Genomic DNA, 16,438 nt, shown 5'->3' with positions numbered 1-16,438 from the left:
TGGAGTTGGGGCAGGGGCCGTCTCTCGCAGGAGCCACCCCCGCTGCCGGGACGCCTCACCTGGGGCCGATTGATTGCGCCTATGGAGAGCGGCGGCCCGTGCCGGCGAATCCCGATCCGCGCCGAGGTTCATGCCGATCGGATCAACGCGTCCAGATACGCCGAACAACTGTCGTGCTGCCGCTCGGGCGCGCTGCCGACGATGCAGCGGTAAACCGCGGGGTCTTCGTCGCCTTCGCACAGGCAGAACGCAAACTGGTGACCCAGGTAGGCCGCCAGCACGAAGGCGTTGGCCGGCAGGTGGAAGTCGTAGAAATCGGTGTAGTAATGCGCTTCCTGCCGGGCTTCTTCGAGCATTTCCAGCGCGTCCTGCTTGAGTCCCTTCAAGGACGGATAAAAGAAATGACAGTCGCCGCACAGGCTGCCCGCCGCGCGGCCGCACTCGCTCAGGAACGCCGCGTAGGCGCGCGGCAGGACGACGCCCTGCGCGTGTTCGACCGCGGCGATCTGGCGCGGCGTCAGCCCGCCGATGTTGAAGCCGTCGGCGACGCCGGCGGCGAGCAACTGCCGGCGATAGCGGTAATCGTCGCCGGGCGGGCAGGTGTCCAGCGTCAGCGGCGTCCGCATCGGATGGATCACATAAATGCATTCGCCGCCGTAGTCGCCGGCCGGCATTGCGACCTGCGAGCCTGGGAAATACAGGTCCGCGTCTTCGACAGCGGCGGCGAAGCCGGCGCGTACGTCCGCGGCGCACGCCGATCCGCGCGTGGGCCACAGCACCACCGCGCGGCCCTTCAGCAACGCGCGATAGACGGTGCTGCGCAGGCGGTCGGCCGGCAACAGGCGCAGCAGCAACAGCGCGCCGGTTTCGATTTCGCGTTCGGCGATGGCGATCGGATCGGGGGCGGGCATTGCGCATCCGTGGTCGGGGACAGTCCAGGCTGCCGATCATGGCGCACTCTCCGCAGGCTGCGGCGGCGCAGCGGCCGAGGCGGCGCCCGCCCGCCGGGGGCCTCGGGGCGCGCTTGCCCGGATATCGGGACGAATCCAGCGGGTCGGACCGGCCCGACCCCGGGCCGCGCCCGCGCCGCGACGGCGAAAACCTTGCCCCACATGCGTTTCGGGCGTTTTCTGAAGGTCGCCCGGGCGGGCCGCCGACCCCGTTGCGGAGCACCGGCCGATACCGGGGCACCGGGCTATAATCCACCCTTAGGCCGTCCAAGAACGGCAGTCAGTAAGGAATCCCATGGCACGCGGCATCAATAAAGTCATCCTGGTCGGCAACCTCGGCAACGATCCGGAGACCAAGTACACCCAGGGCGGCATGGCCGTGACCACGATCAGCCTGGCCACCACCAGCGTCCGCAAGGACCGCGACGGCAACAACCAGGAACGCACCGAGTGGCACCGGGTCAAGCTGTTCGGCAAGCTCGGCGAAATCGCCGGCGAGTATCTGAAGAAGGGCCGCCAGGTCTATATCGAAGGCTCGATCCGCTACGACAAGTTCACCGGTCAGGACGGCGTCGAGAAGTACTTCACCGACATCATCGCCGACGAGATGCAGATGCTCGGCGGCGGCGAGGGCGGCGGCGGTGGCAACCGCTCGGAAGGCGGCGGCCGCGGCGAATACCGCAGCGGTGGCGGTGGCGGCGGTGGCGGCGAACGTTCGGCGCGTCCTTCGGGCGGCGGCGGCGGCGGTGGTGGTGGCGGGTATGGCGGCGGCCGCGACTCCGGCCAGCGCCGCGAGGCGCCGCCGGCCAAGTCGAACGACTTCGGCGACGATTTCGCCGACGACGACATCCCGTTCTGAGCCGCCTGCGCTTCCGGTCGCGCCCCACAGGCTGACGGGTTGCTGCTGACCAGCCAAAAACAAGCCGTTTCACGAAAGAGAAGCCGCTCCCGACGGCAACGTCGGGGGCGGCTTTTTTCATGCCCGGGACTCGCAAGAACGGCCCGATGCCCGCCGGAACGCTCAGCCCTCGCCCCGCGCATCCGCCGACTGACTGCGCGAGCGCGCCGCGAAATAGCGGGTCGGCGAAAGCCCGAGCGTCTTCTTGAACATGGTGATGAACGCCGTCACCGACTCGTAGCCGAGGCTTTCGGACACCCGCTGCACGGCGGCGCCCGCGGCCAGTTCGCGGATCGCGATCAGCAGATGCAGCTGCTGCCGCCAGCGGCCGAAGGACAGGCCGGTTTCGCGCGCGATCAGGCGCGTCAAGGTGCGCTCGCCGAGCGCCAGCCGCCGCGCCCAGTCGGCGATGGTGCCGCGGTCCGCGGGGTTCGCCGACAGCGCATCGGCCAGCGCGCGGATCTTCGGATGATCGCTGACCGGCAGGTACACGCGTTCGGCCGGCATCCGCGCCAGTTCGTCCAGCACGACGCGCGCGAGGCGAGCGGTGTGGCCCTCGCGCGGATAGTCCAGCGGGGCATCGGCCAGGTGCAGGATCATCTCGCGCAGCATCGGCGAGATCGACAGCGTCACGCAGTGCTGCGGCAGAGCCACGACGCCGGGTTCGACGAACAGATAGCACAGGCGCGCGTTGGCGGTGGCGCGGTTGCTGTGCGGCATGCCGCCGGGAATCCACACGCCGCATTGCGGCGGGACGATCCACAGCGCATTGGCGACTTCGCAGGTCACCGCCCCGTGCAGCGCCAGGATCAGCTGGCCCTTGCGGTGCTGGTGCACCGGAATCTCGGCATCGTAGTCGGCCACCTGCAGCCGGCTGGCGACTGCGGGCCGGTCGGTCTCGTCCGGGTCCAGGTCGTAGCCGGGGAGCGAAACGTGAGCCATCTGGGATTGACCGGTTTTAGCGATATGTTGTCATTCTAGCGAAATTCGGCGACCGGGACCGCTGCATACGATGGGCCCATGCAGACTTCGCCCACCCCTGCCGGCTCCCTGTTTTCGCGTCCGCTGGCGTTGCTGAAGACCCCGGCGTTGGCGGCCGACCGGGAGGCGGCGCTGTTCTCGCTCAAATGCCTGGTCGCCGCGATTCTGGGCCTGTACGTGTCGCTGCGGATCGGATTGACGCGCCCGTTCTGGGTGCTCGGCACCGTCTACCTGGTGTCGCAGCCGCTGTCCGGAGCGACGTTGAGCCGCGGCCTGTTCCGGCTGCTGGGAACGATCGGCGGCGCGGTCGCCACGGTGGCGCTGGTGCCGCGCTTGGCCAACGAGCCGCTGGCGTTGAGCGCCGCGCTGGCCGCGTGGATGGCGCTGTGCCTGTACCTAGCGATGCTCGACCGCACCCCGCGCGCCTACGCCTTCCTGCTGGCCGGATACACCACCAGCCTGATCGGGTTCCCCAGCGTCATGGCGCCCGGCGAGGTATTCGCCGTCGCGATCACCCGGGTGCAGGAAATCTGCATCGGCATCCTGGCCGCCACCTTGGTCCACGGGCTGGTGCTGCCGCGCAAGGTCGCGCACCGTGTGCAGGCGCGCGTCGCCGCGATCCTGGCCGATGCGGAGCGCTGGACGCGGGACATGCGGGCCGGTGCGAAGGATGCGGTGCTCGCGCAGGATCGCACCAAGGCGGCGATGGACCTGCTCGAACTGCACACGCTGTCGATCCACCTGCCGTTCGACAGCGCCGACGGCGCGGCCCAGGCGCAGATTCTGCGCGCGCTGCACGACCGGATGCTCGACGTGCTGATGCGGTCGAGCGCGGTCGACGATTCGATGGCCGCGTTGCGCGCGCCGGAGCGCGATGCGCCACCCCCGGGCGCTGCCGACGCCAACGCGTGGCGCGACCTGTCGCAGGCCAATCTGTCCTCGGCGCTGGCCGAGCTGGACAGCGCGCATCGCGATTGTCGCTTGCTCGAAGCGCAATTGCGCAGCGCCCGTCCCGACTGGCGCGTTCGGGTGCCCGCGCGTCTCGCGGAAAAGGCCAACGGCCACGTCCTGCACCGCGATCGCCGCGTCGCCCTGCGCAGCGCGCTCGGCGCCTTCGTCGGCATCGCGCTCGGCTGCGGCTTGTGGATCGCCACGGCGTGGTCCGACGGCGCGACGGCGGTCTCCATCATCGGTACGGCGTGCGTGCTGTTCGGAACCACCGAGGCTCCCGCCGGCCAGGTCGCGCGCTATCTGCTCGGATCCTCCATCGGCGTCGCCGTCGGCCTGGTCTACGGTTTCGCGATCTTTCCGGCCCTGTCCGATTTCGCCGGCCTCGCCGCTGCGCTCGCGCCGGTGTTGCTGCTGTGCGGCTCGTTCCTGGCGCGTCCGCCTTACCTCCTCGGCGCGTTGGGAGTGGTGCTGACGTTTCCGCTGATCGCCGGCCTGGGCGCAAGAAACGCTGCGAATTTCGCCGGCGCCATCAACAGCAGCGTCGCGCTGTTCGTGGGCACCGCGGCGGCGCTGTGCAGCATGCGGCTGTTCCAGACGCTGGACCCGAACCGCAGCCGGAAACAGCTGCAGGATTCGATCGCGCGGGACATCGCGCGTCGCGTTCGCGGACGTGTCCGCAATGCCGCCGGCTGGACCAGTCGTATGGTCGACCGGCTCGGGCAACTCGCGCCGCGCCTGCGCGGCCAGCCGCAAGCGGCGCATACGCTGCGGGCGATAGTCGCGGACATGCGCGCGGCAAGCGCCGTGGCCGAACTGCGCGCGTGGGGCAGGGGGCTGCAGGGACAGAACGCGCGTACCTGCCATGCCGAGTTGATCGACGCGGCGACCGCGCATTTCCGCACCCGTGCCGTCGTCCGCCACGAGCTGGACGCTCGCCTGCTGCAGTCGCTCGAACGCCTGCGCAGCGCGGTCGTCGCCGGCGACGAACCCGGGCGCGAACGCGCGCTGTCGCTGCTTTCGGATCTGCGCCGCGACCTGCTGTCGCCGCTGATCGCGCACGAGCGCTGATGCGATGTTCGCCGATCTTTGCATCGATGGCGTGTTCGTTCCCGGCCTGCTGGCCGTGGCCCTGGTCGCATTGGCGCTGTCGATGATCGCCTCGCGACTGCTGGCGGACCTTGGCGGGTATCGCTGGTTCGCCTATCGCCCGCTGGTCGGCCTGTCGCTGTTCGTAATCCTGGCCGAACTGCTGATCCGGCTCATGCCCCTGATCGAGAAATGAAATGAAGCACCTGCTGATCGTCATCGGCCGCTGGAGCGCCACGCTCGGCCTGTTCGCCGTCGCCGTCGTCGCCGCCCTGTCGCTGTGGAGCCGCTACGAAAAACGGCCGTGGACGCGCGACGGCCGGGTCCGCGCGGACGTGGTGCGGGTCGCCTCGGACATGGGCGGGCTGGTCACCCAGGTGCGGGTGCGCGACAACCAGCGCGTCGCCGCCGGCGACCTGCTGTTGGTGCTGGACCAACCGCGCCTCGCCGCCGCGCTGGAGAAAGCCGATGCGCAAGTGCGCAGCGCCCAGGCCGCGCTCGATCTGGCCCGCCGCGAATCGAAGCGGGACATCGCGCTGGGCGATCTGGTCGCCGCCGAGACGCGCGAGCGCAACGCCGCCAAGGTCGATACGGAACGGGCCAATCTGGCCGAGGCCCGCGCCGGCCAGCGGGTGGCGCAGTTGAACCTGCGGCGGACCGAAGTGCGCGCCAGCACCGACGGCATCGTGACCAATCTCGACCTGCATGCGGGCGATTTCCTGCAGCCGGGCGCGCAGGCCATGGCCCTGGTCGATACCCGCAGCCTCAGGATCGAGGGCTACTTCGAGGAAACCAAGCTCGGCTGCATCCACGAAGGCGACCCCGCGGTCGCCCGGCTGATGGGCGACGGGCGCGCGGTGCGCGGGCATGTGGAAAGCATCGCCGCCGGCATCGCCGACGATCAGCGCGCGAACACGCAAAACCTGCTGCCGGCCGTCGCGCCGACCTATTCGTGGGTGCGGCTGGCGCAACGCATTCCGGTGCGCATCCGCATCGACGACGCCTCGCCGCAAACCCGTCTGATCATCGGCAGGACCGCGAGCGTGACCATCGCCGCGGGCGCGGCGGGAGGCTGCGAATGATCGCCACGGCTGCGCGCATCGTCGCGATCGCACTGGCGCTGGCGCTGGCCGCTTGCGTGTCGGGTCCGGACTATCGCCTGCCGGCCGACGCGGTCGCGGCCTCGGCGCAGGCCGGGCGCGCTTTCGCATCGAGCCGGGATCCGGCCTACACATCGGCCGAGCCGGCGGACCGCTGGTGGCGGCTGTACGACGACCCGCGGCTCGACGCCTACGTCGCCGAAGCGCTGCGCGCCAACACCGATCTGCGCGCGGCCGACGCCAACCTGCGGCGCGCCTCGGCGGTCGTGCTCGAGTATCGCGCCCAAGGCTCGCTGCGCACCGACGCGACGGCGTCGGCCACGCTGAGTCATGCCGGAGGATACGTGCCCGCTTCGTCGCCGCAGGCGTACGCGCTGGGCATCAACTGGTCCTATCCGTTGGATCTGGCCGGCGGAATCCGTCGCGGCATCGAAGCGGCCGATGCGCAGGCGCAGGCGGTCGCGGCGGCGCGCGATCAGGTCCGGGTGGCCGTCGCCGCCGCGGTCGCGCGCGCTTATGTCGGCGCCTGCTCGGTCAATCGCACCCTGGCGGCGACGCAGCGGGTGCTGGACACGCAGCGCGCCACGCTGGACGCCACCCGCCGGCTCGCCGCGGGCGGACGCGGAACCCAGTTCGATGTCAGCCGGGCGCAGGCCGCGGCGAACCGCAGCGCGGCGGCGATTCCGCACCTGATCGCCGAGCGGCAGACCGCCTTGTTCGAACTGGCCGCGTTGATGGGGCGGCTGCCGGCGGATTACCCGCAGGAGGCCGCCGGCTGCCGACAGCCGCCGCGCTTGCCTCAGGCGATCCCGGTCGGCGATGGCTGGCATCTGATCCAGCGCCGTCCCGACGTCCGCGCGGCGGAGCGCAGCCTCGCCGCCGCGACCGCGACGATCGGCGTGGAAACCGCGAAGCTGTATCCGCAGGTCAGTATCGGCGCATCCGCCGGCGCGGCGGATGCGCTCAGGCGGGGGCTGTCCGCGGACAGTTTCGGCGCATCGTTGGGTCCGTTGCTGTCGTGGAACTGGCCGAACCGCAGCTCGACCCAGGCGCGCATCGCCGCCGCCGGCGCCGACGCCGATGCGGCCCTGGCATCGTTCGACGGCGCGGCATTGCAGGCCTTGCGGCAGACGGAAACCGCGCTTTCGGCCTATTCGCAGGAGATCGAGCGCGAGCGCAGCCTGGCCCTGGCCCGCGACGACGCCGCGCGCGCGAGCGATCAGGCGGGGCGGCTGTTTCGTTTCGGCCGGACCGGCTTCATCGATGTGCTGTCCGCCGAAGCCGCCCTGGCCGACGCCGAATCGGCGCTGGCCGCTTCGCGCGCGCAGTCGGCCGATCGTCAGGTGGATCTGTTCCTGGCGCTCGGCGGCGGCTGGGCGGAGGCGGATCCGGCGCCTGCCCGGCCGGCGGCGCGCGCGGCCGCCGACCCGCTGTCCCGCGCCGACGTTCGCTCTCGCTAATCCGGCGGCCGCCATCCGCCGGGCGCGACCACGAACGCCCGCAGCTCGGCCATCTTTCCCTCGCGGAAACGCCAGACATCGCAATAGGCGTGGGTGATCGTCTCTCCGCGGTCGCCGCGCAGGTCGATGCTGCCCGTCGCGACGACCCAATCGTTTTCGGCGATCAGTTCGGCGACGTCGAAACTCGGCGGCTCGGCGTAGGCCCGCTTCATCCATTCGCGCACCGCGTCTTTTCCGCGCAGGATCGGTTCGCCGATCGCATCCCACACGATATCGTCGGTGCAAAACGCCAGAAACGCCTCGTTGTCGCCGGCGCGGATCGCCTCGTTCGCCGTTTGCAGGACGGCTTTGTTGGTCGCTGACACGGAGTCCTCCGTCGTTGCGTTTTCCGATTCAGGGTTTTCACGGATGCTTGGAGAAGTATCGGCCGCAGCGTTAGACGCCCGTGAACGGCGACGGTCGAGGCGAGTGCGGTTGGCTTCGGCCGGTTGCGCACGACGCGCTCGCGCGTGCGAAAGGGGCCGCAGTCGGCAGTTGCAACGAGATCGCACGCTCGCGAGCGACGTCGCGTCGCAAATGCGCGCCGCGCGCCGCGGCAGTTCGCTTAAACGTGACGCGCGGCCGAGCGGGGCGTCAGGTGGTCGATGGCAGAATCCGCAGGCATCCGAGCCTGCCGCGTTTCATGTCGGTTCCTCGCACGCACCGGGCCATCGGGCGCATGCAACCGGTGACGATTCCACCTCTCCACGACCGGGCCGAAACGCAGTCGCGCATCAGCGCGCGGCGTTTCGGCGTGCGTCGCGGGCAGGTCTTCGCCGCAGCGGCCCGCACGACCGCTGCCGGCGCAGCGCATGCGCAACGCTGCGTCGTCCGTTCCATCCACCACTGGAGAATCTCAATGCTGAAAGGAAACTCGTCGATCAAGCTCGCCATCGTCGGCCTGGCGCTGTCCGGCTTCTGCACCGCGGCGAACGCGACGCTGGTGCAGAACATCCGCACCATCGCCTTCAACTATCCCGGCGGCAGCCAGCAGCAGTATTCGTCGATGTGCGAGCCCGGCGAGAAAGTCAGCGGCGGCGGCTATCAGATCCTGTCGGGCTACAGCATCTTCATCTTCGCCAACGCGCCGGTGATTTCGGCGAACGGCACCCACGGCTGGACCTTGCGCTTCACCGGCGTTCCCTCGGGCTCGCCGACCATCGCCGGCAACGTCTACGCGGTGTGCATCAAGGAACAGTGATTGCGGCGCGGGCCGGCAGGTGTGCGGGCGAGCCTTCGTGCCAGAGCCGAGGCCGAGCCGCACCCCTGTCGGCGGCGCGTCGCCCGAACGACAGCGTGCGACGGGAGCCGTCGCGCGATGCGGCCGCAACGATCGCGCCGCTCGCGGCGATTCAACCCGGCGCGCCGCGCGCCGCGGTATCCACCCGGAACCGCGCGCCTTCGCCGTCGGGCGACGGACTGAAACCGATGCGCCAACCGTGCGCCCGGCAGATTTCGGCGCAGATCGCCAAACCCAGTCCCGCACCGTCGCCGCCGGGTCCGTCCGCGCGCCAGAAGCGCTCGAACAGATGCGGCTCGTGCTCGGGCGCAACGCCGCGCCCTTGGTCCTGGATCCAGAGGCCATCGGCTTCGATGCGCACGCGCACGCTCGCGCCCGGCGGCGAATGGTGGATCGCGTTTTCCAGCAGATTCTTGACCAGGACGAACAAGGCGCCGCGATCGGCCTGGAGCGCGCCGCCGTCGGCCGCGACGTCCAGGCGCACCGCGACGCCGCGCTGCGCGGCGAGGGGTTGCAGGTAATCGACCGCGTCGCCGATCCCGTCGATCAGGTTTACCGCTTCGTAGCGGTAGTTGTGGCCTTCGCTGACCTCGGCCAGATGCAGCAACTGGTGCACGATGCGCGCCATCTGCGCGGTGTCGCGCAGCAACGCGGTCTTGTCGGCGGCGCCGCCGAGTTCGATCTCGGCCTGCAGCAAGGCCAGCGGCGTCTTGAGCTCGTGCGCGGCCGAGGCCAGGAATTCCTGCTGCACGCGAAAGCCGTGTTCGAGCCGGCCCAGCGCCGAGTTGAAGGCTTCGATCAGCGGCACGATCTCGTCGGGCAGGCCGGCGGTGCGCAGGCGTTCGGACATGTTGCCCGGCGCCAGCCGCGCCGCCACCGCCGACGCGCGCCGCAGCGGCCGGACCATGCGGCGTACGGTAACGAACACCACCAACGCGAAGCAGGCGATCGCCAGCGCGGCCGCGAGCGATGCGCCGCGCAGGAATTTCTCGCCGGCGTAGGCGCTGAGCGTGGCCACCAGCCGTTCGCTTCGGGCGATGCGGATGAGGTATCGCCGGCCGTCGCGGGACGCGCTCTTTTCGGCCACCCGCAGGCGCACCGGTTCGTCGCCGTTGGCGATCAGGACCGTGCGCGCGCCGGACGGCGCGGCGCGCAGGCCGGCCAGCGCGGGGCCGTCGATGCTGCGCGCGAGTTCGCGGCCCGCGCGGTCCAGCACCAGGTAGGCGGCGTCCTTGGGCATCGCGTCGTAAGTGGCCGCGTCGTAGCGGTCCAGCGCGACCGTGGCGCGGCCGTCGGCGGCGAGCCGCAGGCCGTCGTCGAGATCGTCGAGTTCGCCCTGCAATTGCGCGTGCAGCATCGCCGCCGGCGACGACGGCCAGAATTGCAGCCACACCAGCGCCGCGCCCGCCAGCGAAGCGGCCAGCAAGCCGCCGAGGGCGGCCAGCATCAGGCGCGCGGCCAGGCTACTGGGCAGCATCGGCGGCCTTCAACGCGTAACCGTAGCCGCGGACGTTGACCAGGGCCAGTTCCGAATCGATCGCGGCGAGCTTCTTGCGCAGCCGGTGCAGGGCGACGTCGAAGGCGTTCGGCGTGACCGCTTCGCCGACGCCCCAGGCCGCCGCTTCCAGCGTGGTCCGGCGCACCGCCTGTCCGCCCGCGCGCAGCAGGCAGATCGCGATCTGCAATTCGGCCGGCGCCAGAGTGACGTGTTGGTCGCCGCACAGCAGGTGGCCGTTTTCCGGATGCACGCTGACGCCGCCGTACGACGGCCGCGCCGGGTCGAGCCGCGCCGGCCGCCGCATCAGCGCGCGCACGCGCGCGGCGAGTTCTTCCAGCGCGAACGGCTTGGCCAGGTAATCGTCGGCGCCGGCGTCCAGTCCGTCGACGCGGTCGCGCAGCGCGTCGCGCGCGGTCAGCATCAGGCACGGCGTCGCGATCCGCGCTTCGCGCATGCGCCGCACCAGTTCGAGCCCATCGCCGTCGGGCATGCCGCGGTCGATCACCGCGACCGCGTAATCGCGTTCGGCGATGGCCAGCCACGCCGATTCGAGCGTGGCGAAGGCATCCACGGCGATGCCCGCGGCGGCCAGTCCGCGCGTCACCAGCGCGGCCAGCCGCGCGTGGTCTTCGACCAGCGCGATCCGGTGGTGCAGGGTGCGGATGCTTTCCGGCATGGGCATTGGCGTCGCGTGGAAGACGTGGCTCAAAAGCTGCGGCTGAAACCGAACTTGAGGTTGGCCTCGCCGTCGACGTCCGGGTCGATCAACGGGCTGCGCTTGATTTCGTTCGGCAGGAACTTGTATTCGACCGAGCCGAACAGACGCCATTTTTCGCCGAGCGGCCGCAGCCATCCCAGGCCGACCTGCGGCACCAGCGCCGAACCGGGCCGGTAGAGCTTTACCCCGCGCGCCACTTCGCTGTCGAGCGTGCCGTAGTAATAGTTCGCCAGATCCTTGGACAGCCAGCGCGCGCCGAGGCTGGGAACCAAGGTCGAGCGGCCGAGATGGACGGGGTAGGCGTAATCGGCGGAGAGCTCGTAACCGTCGTGGGTGCCGCTGGCGTCGGCGAGCGCGCGCAGCTTGAACTCGCCCGCGCGGCCTTTCCAACTGGCCGCCAGCCCGGCGTCGAAGGCATCGTCGCGGTCGTCGAGCCGGTCGGCGTCGAGGCCGTTCGCCGCCAGCTCGCGGCGACCGAGGTCGTCGATGTCGAAGCCGTCGAACCGGGCCGACACTATCACGTCGAGGGTAAAGCCGCCGCTGCGGATGGCGTGGACGCCGCCGGACAGGCCGCGCCAGAAGAAACGCTCGCCTTCGTAGCTGACCAGCGGAAACGGCCGCGGCCGCAGGTCCTCGCCCGCGTAGGCGCTGTCGCTGACCGACAGCGCCAAGCCGAGATTCCAGCGGTCGTCGGCTTCTTCGGCGAGCAGGTCGCCCGCGCTGGAAGGCGATTGCGCGAGCGCCATCGACGGAGCCGCGAACAGCAGGGCGAGCGGGAAGAACTTGAGCATGGGCCGGACTCGGGCAGAGGGGCCGGCAGTGTCGTGGCGCGGTTCTTACTGCGGACTTACGGCGGCCGCGGCGGAAGGCGGCGCGGGCGTGCGTTCAGCGGCGATTGGGCCGCCGGACGCCGCTCGCGCCGATCCGCGAGGTCGCTACCGCGGCGAAGGCGGCCCGAACCACGTCGACAGCGCATCGGACAGACCCTGCGCCGTGCCGTCGCCGACCCAGGCCACGTAGCCGTCCGGCCGCACCAGCGCGGCGGCGGGCGCGGCGACCGTGCCGAGCAGCGGCAGCTCCCACGCGCCGGCGTACTGCGCTTCGATCTTGCGCACGCGCTCGGCCCACGGCGCGATGTCGAGCCCGCCCGGCGTGGCGAAATCGATCAGCAGCGGCCGCGCATCGTGCAGGAACGCGAACAGCCGGCGCGGGCCTTCGCGCGTGGCCAGATCCAGGTCGGGCATGCGCCGGCCCAGCAGCGGGTGGCCTTCGCCGAAGTCGTAGCGCAGTTCCAGGCCGGACATCCGCGCCGCGACGCGCTTGCGCGGTTCCTCCATCGCCAGCAGTTCGGACATCGCATCGCGCAAGGCGTCGACGCGGTCGTCGGCGCGCATCAGCGCCACTTGCGCCAGGGTGTCGCGCAGCACCCGCGCGGCGACCGGGTGGCGCTCGGCGTGATAGGTGTCGAGCAAGCGTTCGGGCGAAATGCCCTTGACCACCTGGGCCAGCTTCCAGCCCAGATTCATCGCGTCCTGCACGCCGATGTTGAGGCCCTGCCCGCCGACCGGCGCGTGCACGTGCGCCGCGTCGCCGGCCAGCAGCACGCGCCCGGCGCGGTACGCCGCGGCTTGCCGGGCCGTGTCGGTGAAGCGCGAAATCCAGCTCGGGCTGTGCGCGCCGTAATCGGTGCCGTAGACGGCGACGAGCCCGGCGCGGATGTCGTCCAGCGTGGGCTCGCCGCTGCCGATCCGCGATTCGGTCAGCACCACGCCGACCGTTCCGCCCGCTGCGTAAACCACGCGCCCGTCCTCGATGGTGTAGTCGACCTTGCCGAGCGCGTTGATGCCGGCGGCGGTGCGGCGGATGCCCAGTTCCGGTTCTTCGCGCATCTCGACCTGGGCGATCAGGCTGCTGACGCTCGCATCCCAGCCGGGGAACGCGATGCCGGCGGCCTTGCGGACCAAGCTGCGGCCGCCGTCGCAACCGACCAGATAGCGCGCGCGCAGGCGGCGGCCGTCGGCCAGCGCAAGCTCGACGCCGGTCGCGTCCTGGGCCAGGGCGACCGCTTCGCTAGCGCGGTAGAACGTCACCGGCAACGCATCGACCCAATCGGCGAGGATGCGTTCGATGCGGTTCTGCCACAGCCCGAGGCCGTAGGGATGACGGCTCGGGAAATCGCCGATGTCCAGGCGGATGCCGGCGAATCCGGCGACCTGCGCGATCTGCCCTTGGGCGAGAAAGCGCTCGGCGAGGCCGCGCTGGTCGAATACCTCCAGCGTGCGCGCATGCAGGCCGCCGGCGCGCGAGCCGGCCAGCTCTTGATTGGCGCGACGCTCGACCACGGCGACATCGACGCCGGCCAGCGCCAGTTCGCCCACCAGCGTCAGGCCGACCGGGCCCGCGCCTGCGATGACCACGGCATGTTCAATCATGGCGGCGCTCCTTCGCGGCTGCGGACGCGGACGCGGACGCGGCTGCGGCTGCGGTGCGCGCGAGGCTCGCGTAACGACGCGCTGGCGCCGCGGTTCGGACAGCGGCGCGCAGGGCCGGCGCAGCGGTCGGCGATGGCAGGTTCATGCGGAGGCTCCTGATCGTGGGGGCAGGCCGGCGATGGAACCGCAGCGACGGGGGCTTGCCGCAAGCCCCAGGTGGTTTAGGATATTGAAACGGGGAGCGGCTGTTTTAGCGGCGAGCGCGTTCCGGCACCGCCGGGAACCGCAGCAGTTGGCCGAAAACGGCCGAAAACCGCCGACACGCGCAGGCTCGATGCCGCGTCCACGCCATTGGGTTCACACTGTACGGCCCCCCGTACCGCGCGTGCGCCGCGCCGCCGCTCATGGCAACCCGCCCCAGTTCCCGTTCCCCGCAAACCGGCGACACCGCCTTCGTCCGCGTGCGCGGCGCGCGCGAGCACAACCTCAAGGACGTCGACGTGCGCATCCCGCGCGATGCGTTCGTGGTGTTTTCCGGCGTGTCCGGATCGGGCAAGTCCTCGCTCGCGTTCGGCACGCTGTTCGCCGAGGCCCAGCGCCGCTATCTGGAATCGCTGTCGCCGTATGCGCGGCGTCTGATCGATCAGGTCGGCGTGCCGGACGTCGACGAGATCCAAGGCCTGCCGCCGGCGATCGCCCTGCAGCAACAGCGCGGCACGCCGAACGTCCGCTCCACGGTCGGCAGCGTGACCACGCTGTCGAGCCTGCTGCGCATGCTGTACTCGCGCGCGGGCACCTATCCGGCCCAGCAGCCGATGCTGTACGCCGAGGATTTCTCGCCGAACACGCCGCAGGGCGCGTGCCCGAACTGCCACGGCCTGGGCTTCGTCTACGAAGTCACCGAGCGCTCGATGGTGCCCGACCCGTCGCTGAGCATCCGCGACCGCGCGATCGCGTCGTGGCCGCCGGCGTGGCACGGACAGAACCTGCGCGACATCCTGGTCACGCTCGGCTACGACGTCGACAAGCCGTGGCGCGAGCTGCCGAAGAAGGACCGCGACTGGATCCTCTACACCGAGGAACAACCCGTCGCCCCGGTCTACGCCGGCTTCACTCCGGCGCAGACCCGCGCCGCGCTGAAGCGCAAGGCCGAGCCCAGCTACATGGGCACCTTCACCGGCGCGCGCCGCTACGTGCTGCACACCTTCGCGACCACCCAGAGCGCGTTGATGAAGAAGCGCGTTGCGCGCTTCATGAGCGGCGCGCGCTGTCCGCTGTGCGACGGCCGCCGCTTGAAGGCCGAGGCCTTGTCGGTGAGCTTCGCCGGCCTCGACATCGGCAGCCTCTCGCAGCTGAGCTTGAACGCGATCGCCGAGGTGTTGGCGCCGGCGGCGGCAGGACGGTTCGACGCGCCGGCCAGCGCTGCGACCCGCAGCCGCGCCGCCAGCCGCAACGACAGCGCGCGCCGCGTCGCCCGCGGCGGCAGCGCCCATGCCGGCGGCACCGACGTGCGCAGGACGCCCGACTTGTCCGAAGAAAAGCGCATCGCGGCGCAGCGCATCGCCCAGGATCTGGTCGAGCGGATCGCCGCGTTGCAAGCCTTGGGGCTGGGCTATCTTGCCCTGGACCGGACCACGCCGACGCTGTCGCCCGGCGAATTGCAGCGCCTGCGCCTGGCCACCCAGATCCGCTCCAACCTGTTCGGTGTGGTCTACGTGCTCGACGAACCGTCCGCTGGCCTGCATCCGGCCGACAGCGAGGCCTTGCACCACGCGCTGGACCAGCTCAAGGGCACCGGCAATTCGGTGTTCGTGGTCGAGCACGACCTGGACATGTTGCGGCGCGCGGACTGGATCGTCGACGTTGGCCCCGGCGCGGGCCAGGAAGGCGGCGAAGTCTTGTACAGCGGTCCGCCGCAGGGCTTGCGCGAGGTGCGCCACTCGCAGACGGCGCGTTACCTGTTCGACGCGCCGTCGCGCAGCCGCGAGGGCGCGCGGCGCGCGCCGGCGGGCTGGCTGGAACTGCGCGAGGTGCATCGCAACAACCTGCACGGCGTCGACGCGCGGATTCCGTTGCAGGTGCTGACCGCGGTCACCGGCGTGTCGGGTTCGGGCAAGTCGAGCCTGATCAGCCAGGCCCTGGTCGAACTGATGGGCGCGCGCCTGGGCCACGAACCGGAGGACGAAAGCAACGACGACGGCCCGCCGCAGCCCGGCGAACTGCGCACCACCTCCGGCCGCCTCGGCGGCGACGCCGACGCGATCAAGCGCCTGGTCAACGTCGACCAGAAACCGATCGGCCGCACGCCGCGTTCGAATCTAGCGACCTATACCGGCCTGTTCGACCCGGTGCGCAAGCTGTTCGCGCAAACGCCGCTGGCCAAGAGCCGGCGCTACGACGCCGGGCGGTTCTCGTTCAATGTCGCCAAGGGACGCTGCGCGACCTGCGAAGGCGAGGGCTTCGTCCAGGTCGAGCTGCTGTTCATGCCGACGGTGTACGCGCCGTGCCCGACCTGCCACGGCCGCCGCTACAACGACAAGACGCTCGAAGTGTCGTGGCGCGAACGCAACATCGCCGAAGTGCTGGCGATGACCGTCGCCGAAGCGCTGGCGTTCTTCCACGATCAGGAATCCATCGCCCGGCCGCTGGCGGTGCTGCGCGACATCGGCCTGGGGTATCTGCGCCTGGGTCAGCCGGCCACCGAGCTGTCCGGCGGCGAGGCGCAGCGGATCAAACTGGCGACGGAACTGCACCGCAGCCAGCGCGGACACACCTTGTACGTGCTCGACGAACCGACCACCGGGCTGCATGCCGCCGACGTCGACAAGCTGATGGCGCAGTTGCACGGCCTGGTCGACGGCGGGCATACGGTGGTGGTGATCGAGCACGAGATGCGGGTGGTGGCCGATAGCGATTGGGCGATCGATCTCGGGCCGGGTGCGGGCGAGGAGGGCGGGGCGATCGTCGCTGCCGGCACGCCCGAACAGGTCGCGCGGGCGGCGTCGAGTCGGACTGCGCCTTATCTGCGCCGCGCGCTGGCTTGAGCCTACGCATAAACGTCATTCCCGCGAACGCGGGCTCGCTT

General features: G+C 70.7%; 14 protein-coding genes. 7 read left to right on the top strand and 7 right to left on the bottom strand.

Translation table 11 applies throughout. The annotated features are described in order from the left end of the window. Positions 1–128: 128 nt before the first annotated feature. Positions 129–911, bottom strand: coding sequence for an SMI1/KNR4 family protein (locus JHW38_RS09365; protein WP_207525673.1), 783 nt, complete (start codon positions 909–911; stop codon positions 129–131). Between the two features lie 334 nt (positions 912–1,245). On the opposite strand from JHW38_RS09365, the gene ssb reads away from it, so the two are divergent. Beyond that, a complete protein-coding gene (gene ssb, locus JHW38_RS09360; protein WP_207525672.1) occupies positions 1,246–1,809 on the top strand; it encodes a single-stranded DNA-binding protein in 564 nt (187 codons plus the stop codon). 162 nt (positions 1,810–1,971) lie between these two features. On the opposite strand, the gene JHW38_RS09355 is transcribed toward ssb, so the two are convergent. Then, entirely contained in the window at positions 1,972–2,790 is an 819-nt protein-coding gene (locus tag JHW38_RS09355; RefSeq protein ID WP_207525671.1) for an AraC family transcriptional regulator, read from the bottom strand. A 78-nt stretch (positions 2,791–2,868) separates the two neighbouring features. On the opposite strand from JHW38_RS09355, the gene JHW38_RS09350 reads away from it, so the two are divergent. The 4 genes from JHW38_RS09350 to JHW38_RS09335 are packed head-to-tail and all read left to right on the top strand — an operon-like array spanning position 2,869 to position 7,426. After that, positions 2,869–4,848, top strand: a complete 1,980-nt coding sequence (locus JHW38_RS09350) for an FUSC family protein (RefSeq protein WP_207525670.1) — start codon at positions 2,869–2,871, stop codon at positions 4,846–4,848. Between the two features lie 4 nt (positions 4,849–4,852). Further along, positions 4,853–5,062 (top strand): DUF1656 domain-containing protein, encoded by a 210-nt coding sequence (locus JHW38_RS09345; RefSeq protein ID WP_207525669.1) that lies wholly within the window; start codon positions 4,853–4,855, stop codon positions 5,060–5,062. A 1-nt stretch (position 5,063) separates the two neighbouring features. Continuing rightward, on the top strand, positions 5,064–5,948 hold the full coding sequence (locus tag JHW38_RS09340; RefSeq protein ID WP_207525668.1) for a biotin/lipoyl-binding protein: 885 nt from the start codon (positions 5,064–5,066) through the stop codon (positions 5,946–5,948). Beyond that, the gene (locus JHW38_RS09335) at positions 5,945–7,426 is read left to right on the top strand and encodes an efflux transporter outer membrane subunit (protein ID WP_207526316.1); all 1,482 of its coding nucleotides are present in this window, start codon (positions 5,945–5,947) and stop codon (positions 7,424–7,426) included. The genes JHW38_RS09340 and JHW38_RS09335 overlap by 4 nt, the downstream gene beginning before the upstream one ends. Here the strand turns inward: JHW38_RS09335 and JHW38_RS09330 are convergent. Continuing rightward, positions 7,423–7,791: a nuclear transport factor 2 family protein gene (locus tag JHW38_RS09330; RefSeq protein WP_207525667.1), complete on the bottom strand. Its 369-nt coding sequence runs from the start codon at positions 7,789–7,791 to the stop codon at positions 7,423–7,425. The two genes, JHW38_RS09335 and JHW38_RS09330, sit on opposite strands and share 4 nt — an antisense overlap. 533 nt (positions 7,792–8,324) lie before the next feature. Between JHW38_RS09330 and JHW38_RS09325 the strand changes: the two genes are divergently transcribed. Further along, a complete protein-coding gene (locus JHW38_RS09325) occupies positions 8,325–8,666 on the top strand; it encodes a hypothetical protein (protein ID WP_207525666.1) in 342 nt (113 codons plus the stop codon). Positions 8,667–8,817: 151 nt separating this feature from the next. Here the strand turns inward: JHW38_RS09325 and JHW38_RS09320 are convergent, their stop codons facing one another. The 4 genes from JHW38_RS09320 to JHW38_RS09305 form a co-directional block, all read right to left on the bottom strand. Next, positions 8,818–10,182 carry a sensor histidine kinase gene (locus tag JHW38_RS09320; RefSeq protein ID WP_207525665.1) on the bottom strand — a complete coding sequence of 455 codons (1,365 nt, stop codon included), beginning with the start codon at positions 10,180–10,182 and terminating at the stop codon, positions 8,818–8,820. Next, positions 10,169–10,885, bottom strand: coding sequence for a response regulator transcription factor (locus tag JHW38_RS09315; RefSeq protein WP_207525664.1), 717 nt, complete (start codon positions 10,883–10,885; stop codon positions 10,169–10,171). The genes JHW38_RS09320 and JHW38_RS09315 overlap by 14 nt, the downstream gene beginning before the upstream one ends. A gap of 23 nt (positions 10,886–10,908) precedes the next feature. Continuing rightward, positions 10,909–11,712, bottom strand: a complete 804-nt coding sequence (locus JHW38_RS09310) for a MipA/OmpV family protein (RefSeq protein ID WP_207525663.1) — start codon at positions 11,710–11,712, stop codon at positions 10,909–10,911. A 144-nt stretch (positions 11,713–11,856) separates the two neighbouring features. Next, positions 11,857–13,353, bottom strand: a complete 1,497-nt coding sequence (locus JHW38_RS09305; protein ID WP_207525662.1) for an FAD-dependent monooxygenase — start codon at positions 13,351–13,353, stop codon at positions 11,857–11,859. 404 nt (positions 13,354–13,757) lie between these two features. On the opposite strand from JHW38_RS09305, the gene JHW38_RS09300 reads away from it, so the two are divergent. After that, positions 13,758–16,397: an excinuclease ABC subunit UvrA gene (locus JHW38_RS09300; RefSeq protein ID WP_207525661.1), complete on the top strand. Its 2,640-nt coding sequence runs from the start codon at positions 13,758–13,760 to the stop codon at positions 16,395–16,397. The last annotated feature ends 41 nt before the right edge of the window (positions 16,398–16,438 follow it).

Origin of the sequence: Lysobacter enzymogenes (genome assembly GCF_017355525.1) — a bacterium.
Lineage (GTDB): Bacteria > Pseudomonadota > Gammaproteobacteria > Xanthomonadales > Xanthomonadaceae > Lysobacter > Lysobacter enzymogenes_C.
This window is presented reverse-complemented; position numbering and strand designations above follow the sequence as displayed.

What these genes read in the sequence shown, in the direction of transcription:
- JHW38_RS09310 (WP_207525663.1), bottom strand. Translation starts at nt 11,712, where the DNA reads ATGCTCAAGTTCTTCCCGCTCGCCCTGCTGTTCGCGGCTCCGTCGATG.
- JHW38_RS09350 (WP_207525670.1), top strand. Translation starts at nt 2,869, where the DNA reads ATGCAGACTTCGCCCACCCCTGCCGGCTCCCTGTTTTCGCGTCCGCTG.
- JHW38_RS09300 (WP_207525661.1), top strand. Translation starts at nt 13,758, where the DNA reads ATGGCAACCCGCCCCAGTTCCCGTTCCCCGCAAACCGGCGACACCGCC.
- ssb (WP_207525672.1), top strand. Translation starts at nt 1,246, where the DNA reads ATGGCACGCGGCATCAATAAAGTCATCCTGGTCGGCAACCTCGGCAAC.
- JHW38_RS09325 (WP_207525666.1), top strand. Translation starts at nt 8,325, where the DNA reads ATGCTGAAAGGAAACTCGTCGATCAAGCTCGCCATCGTCGGCCTGGCG.
- JHW38_RS09305 (WP_207525662.1), bottom strand. Translation starts at nt 13,353, where the DNA reads ATGATTGAACATGCCGTGGTCATCGCAGGCGCGGGCCCGGTCGGCCTG.
- JHW38_RS09345 (WP_207525669.1), top strand. Translation starts at nt 4,853, where the DNA reads ATGTTCGCCGATCTTTGCATCGATGGCGTGTTCGTTCCCGGCCTGCTG.
- JHW38_RS09340 (WP_207525668.1), top strand. Translation starts at nt 5,064, where the DNA reads ATGAAGCACCTGCTGATCGTCATCGGCCGCTGGAGCGCCACGCTCGGC.
- JHW38_RS09335 (WP_207526316.1), top strand. Translation starts at nt 5,945, where the DNA reads ATGATCGCCACGGCTGCGCGCATCGTCGCGATCGCACTGGCGCTGGCG.
- JHW38_RS09355 (WP_207525671.1), bottom strand. Translation starts at nt 2,790, where the DNA reads ATGGCTCACGTTTCGCTCCCCGGCTACGACCTGGACCCGGACGAGACC.
- JHW38_RS09315 (WP_207525664.1), bottom strand. Translation starts at nt 10,885, where the DNA reads ATGCCCATGCCGGAAAGCATCCGCACCCTGCACCACCGGATCGCGCTG.
- JHW38_RS09365 (WP_207525673.1), bottom strand. Translation starts at nt 911, where the DNA reads ATGCCCGCCCCCGATCCGATCGCCATCGCCGAACGCGAAATCGAAACC.
- JHW38_RS09320 (WP_207525665.1), bottom strand. Translation starts at nt 10,182, where the DNA reads ATGCTGCCCAGTAGCCTGGCCGCGCGCCTGATGCTGGCCGCCCTCGGC.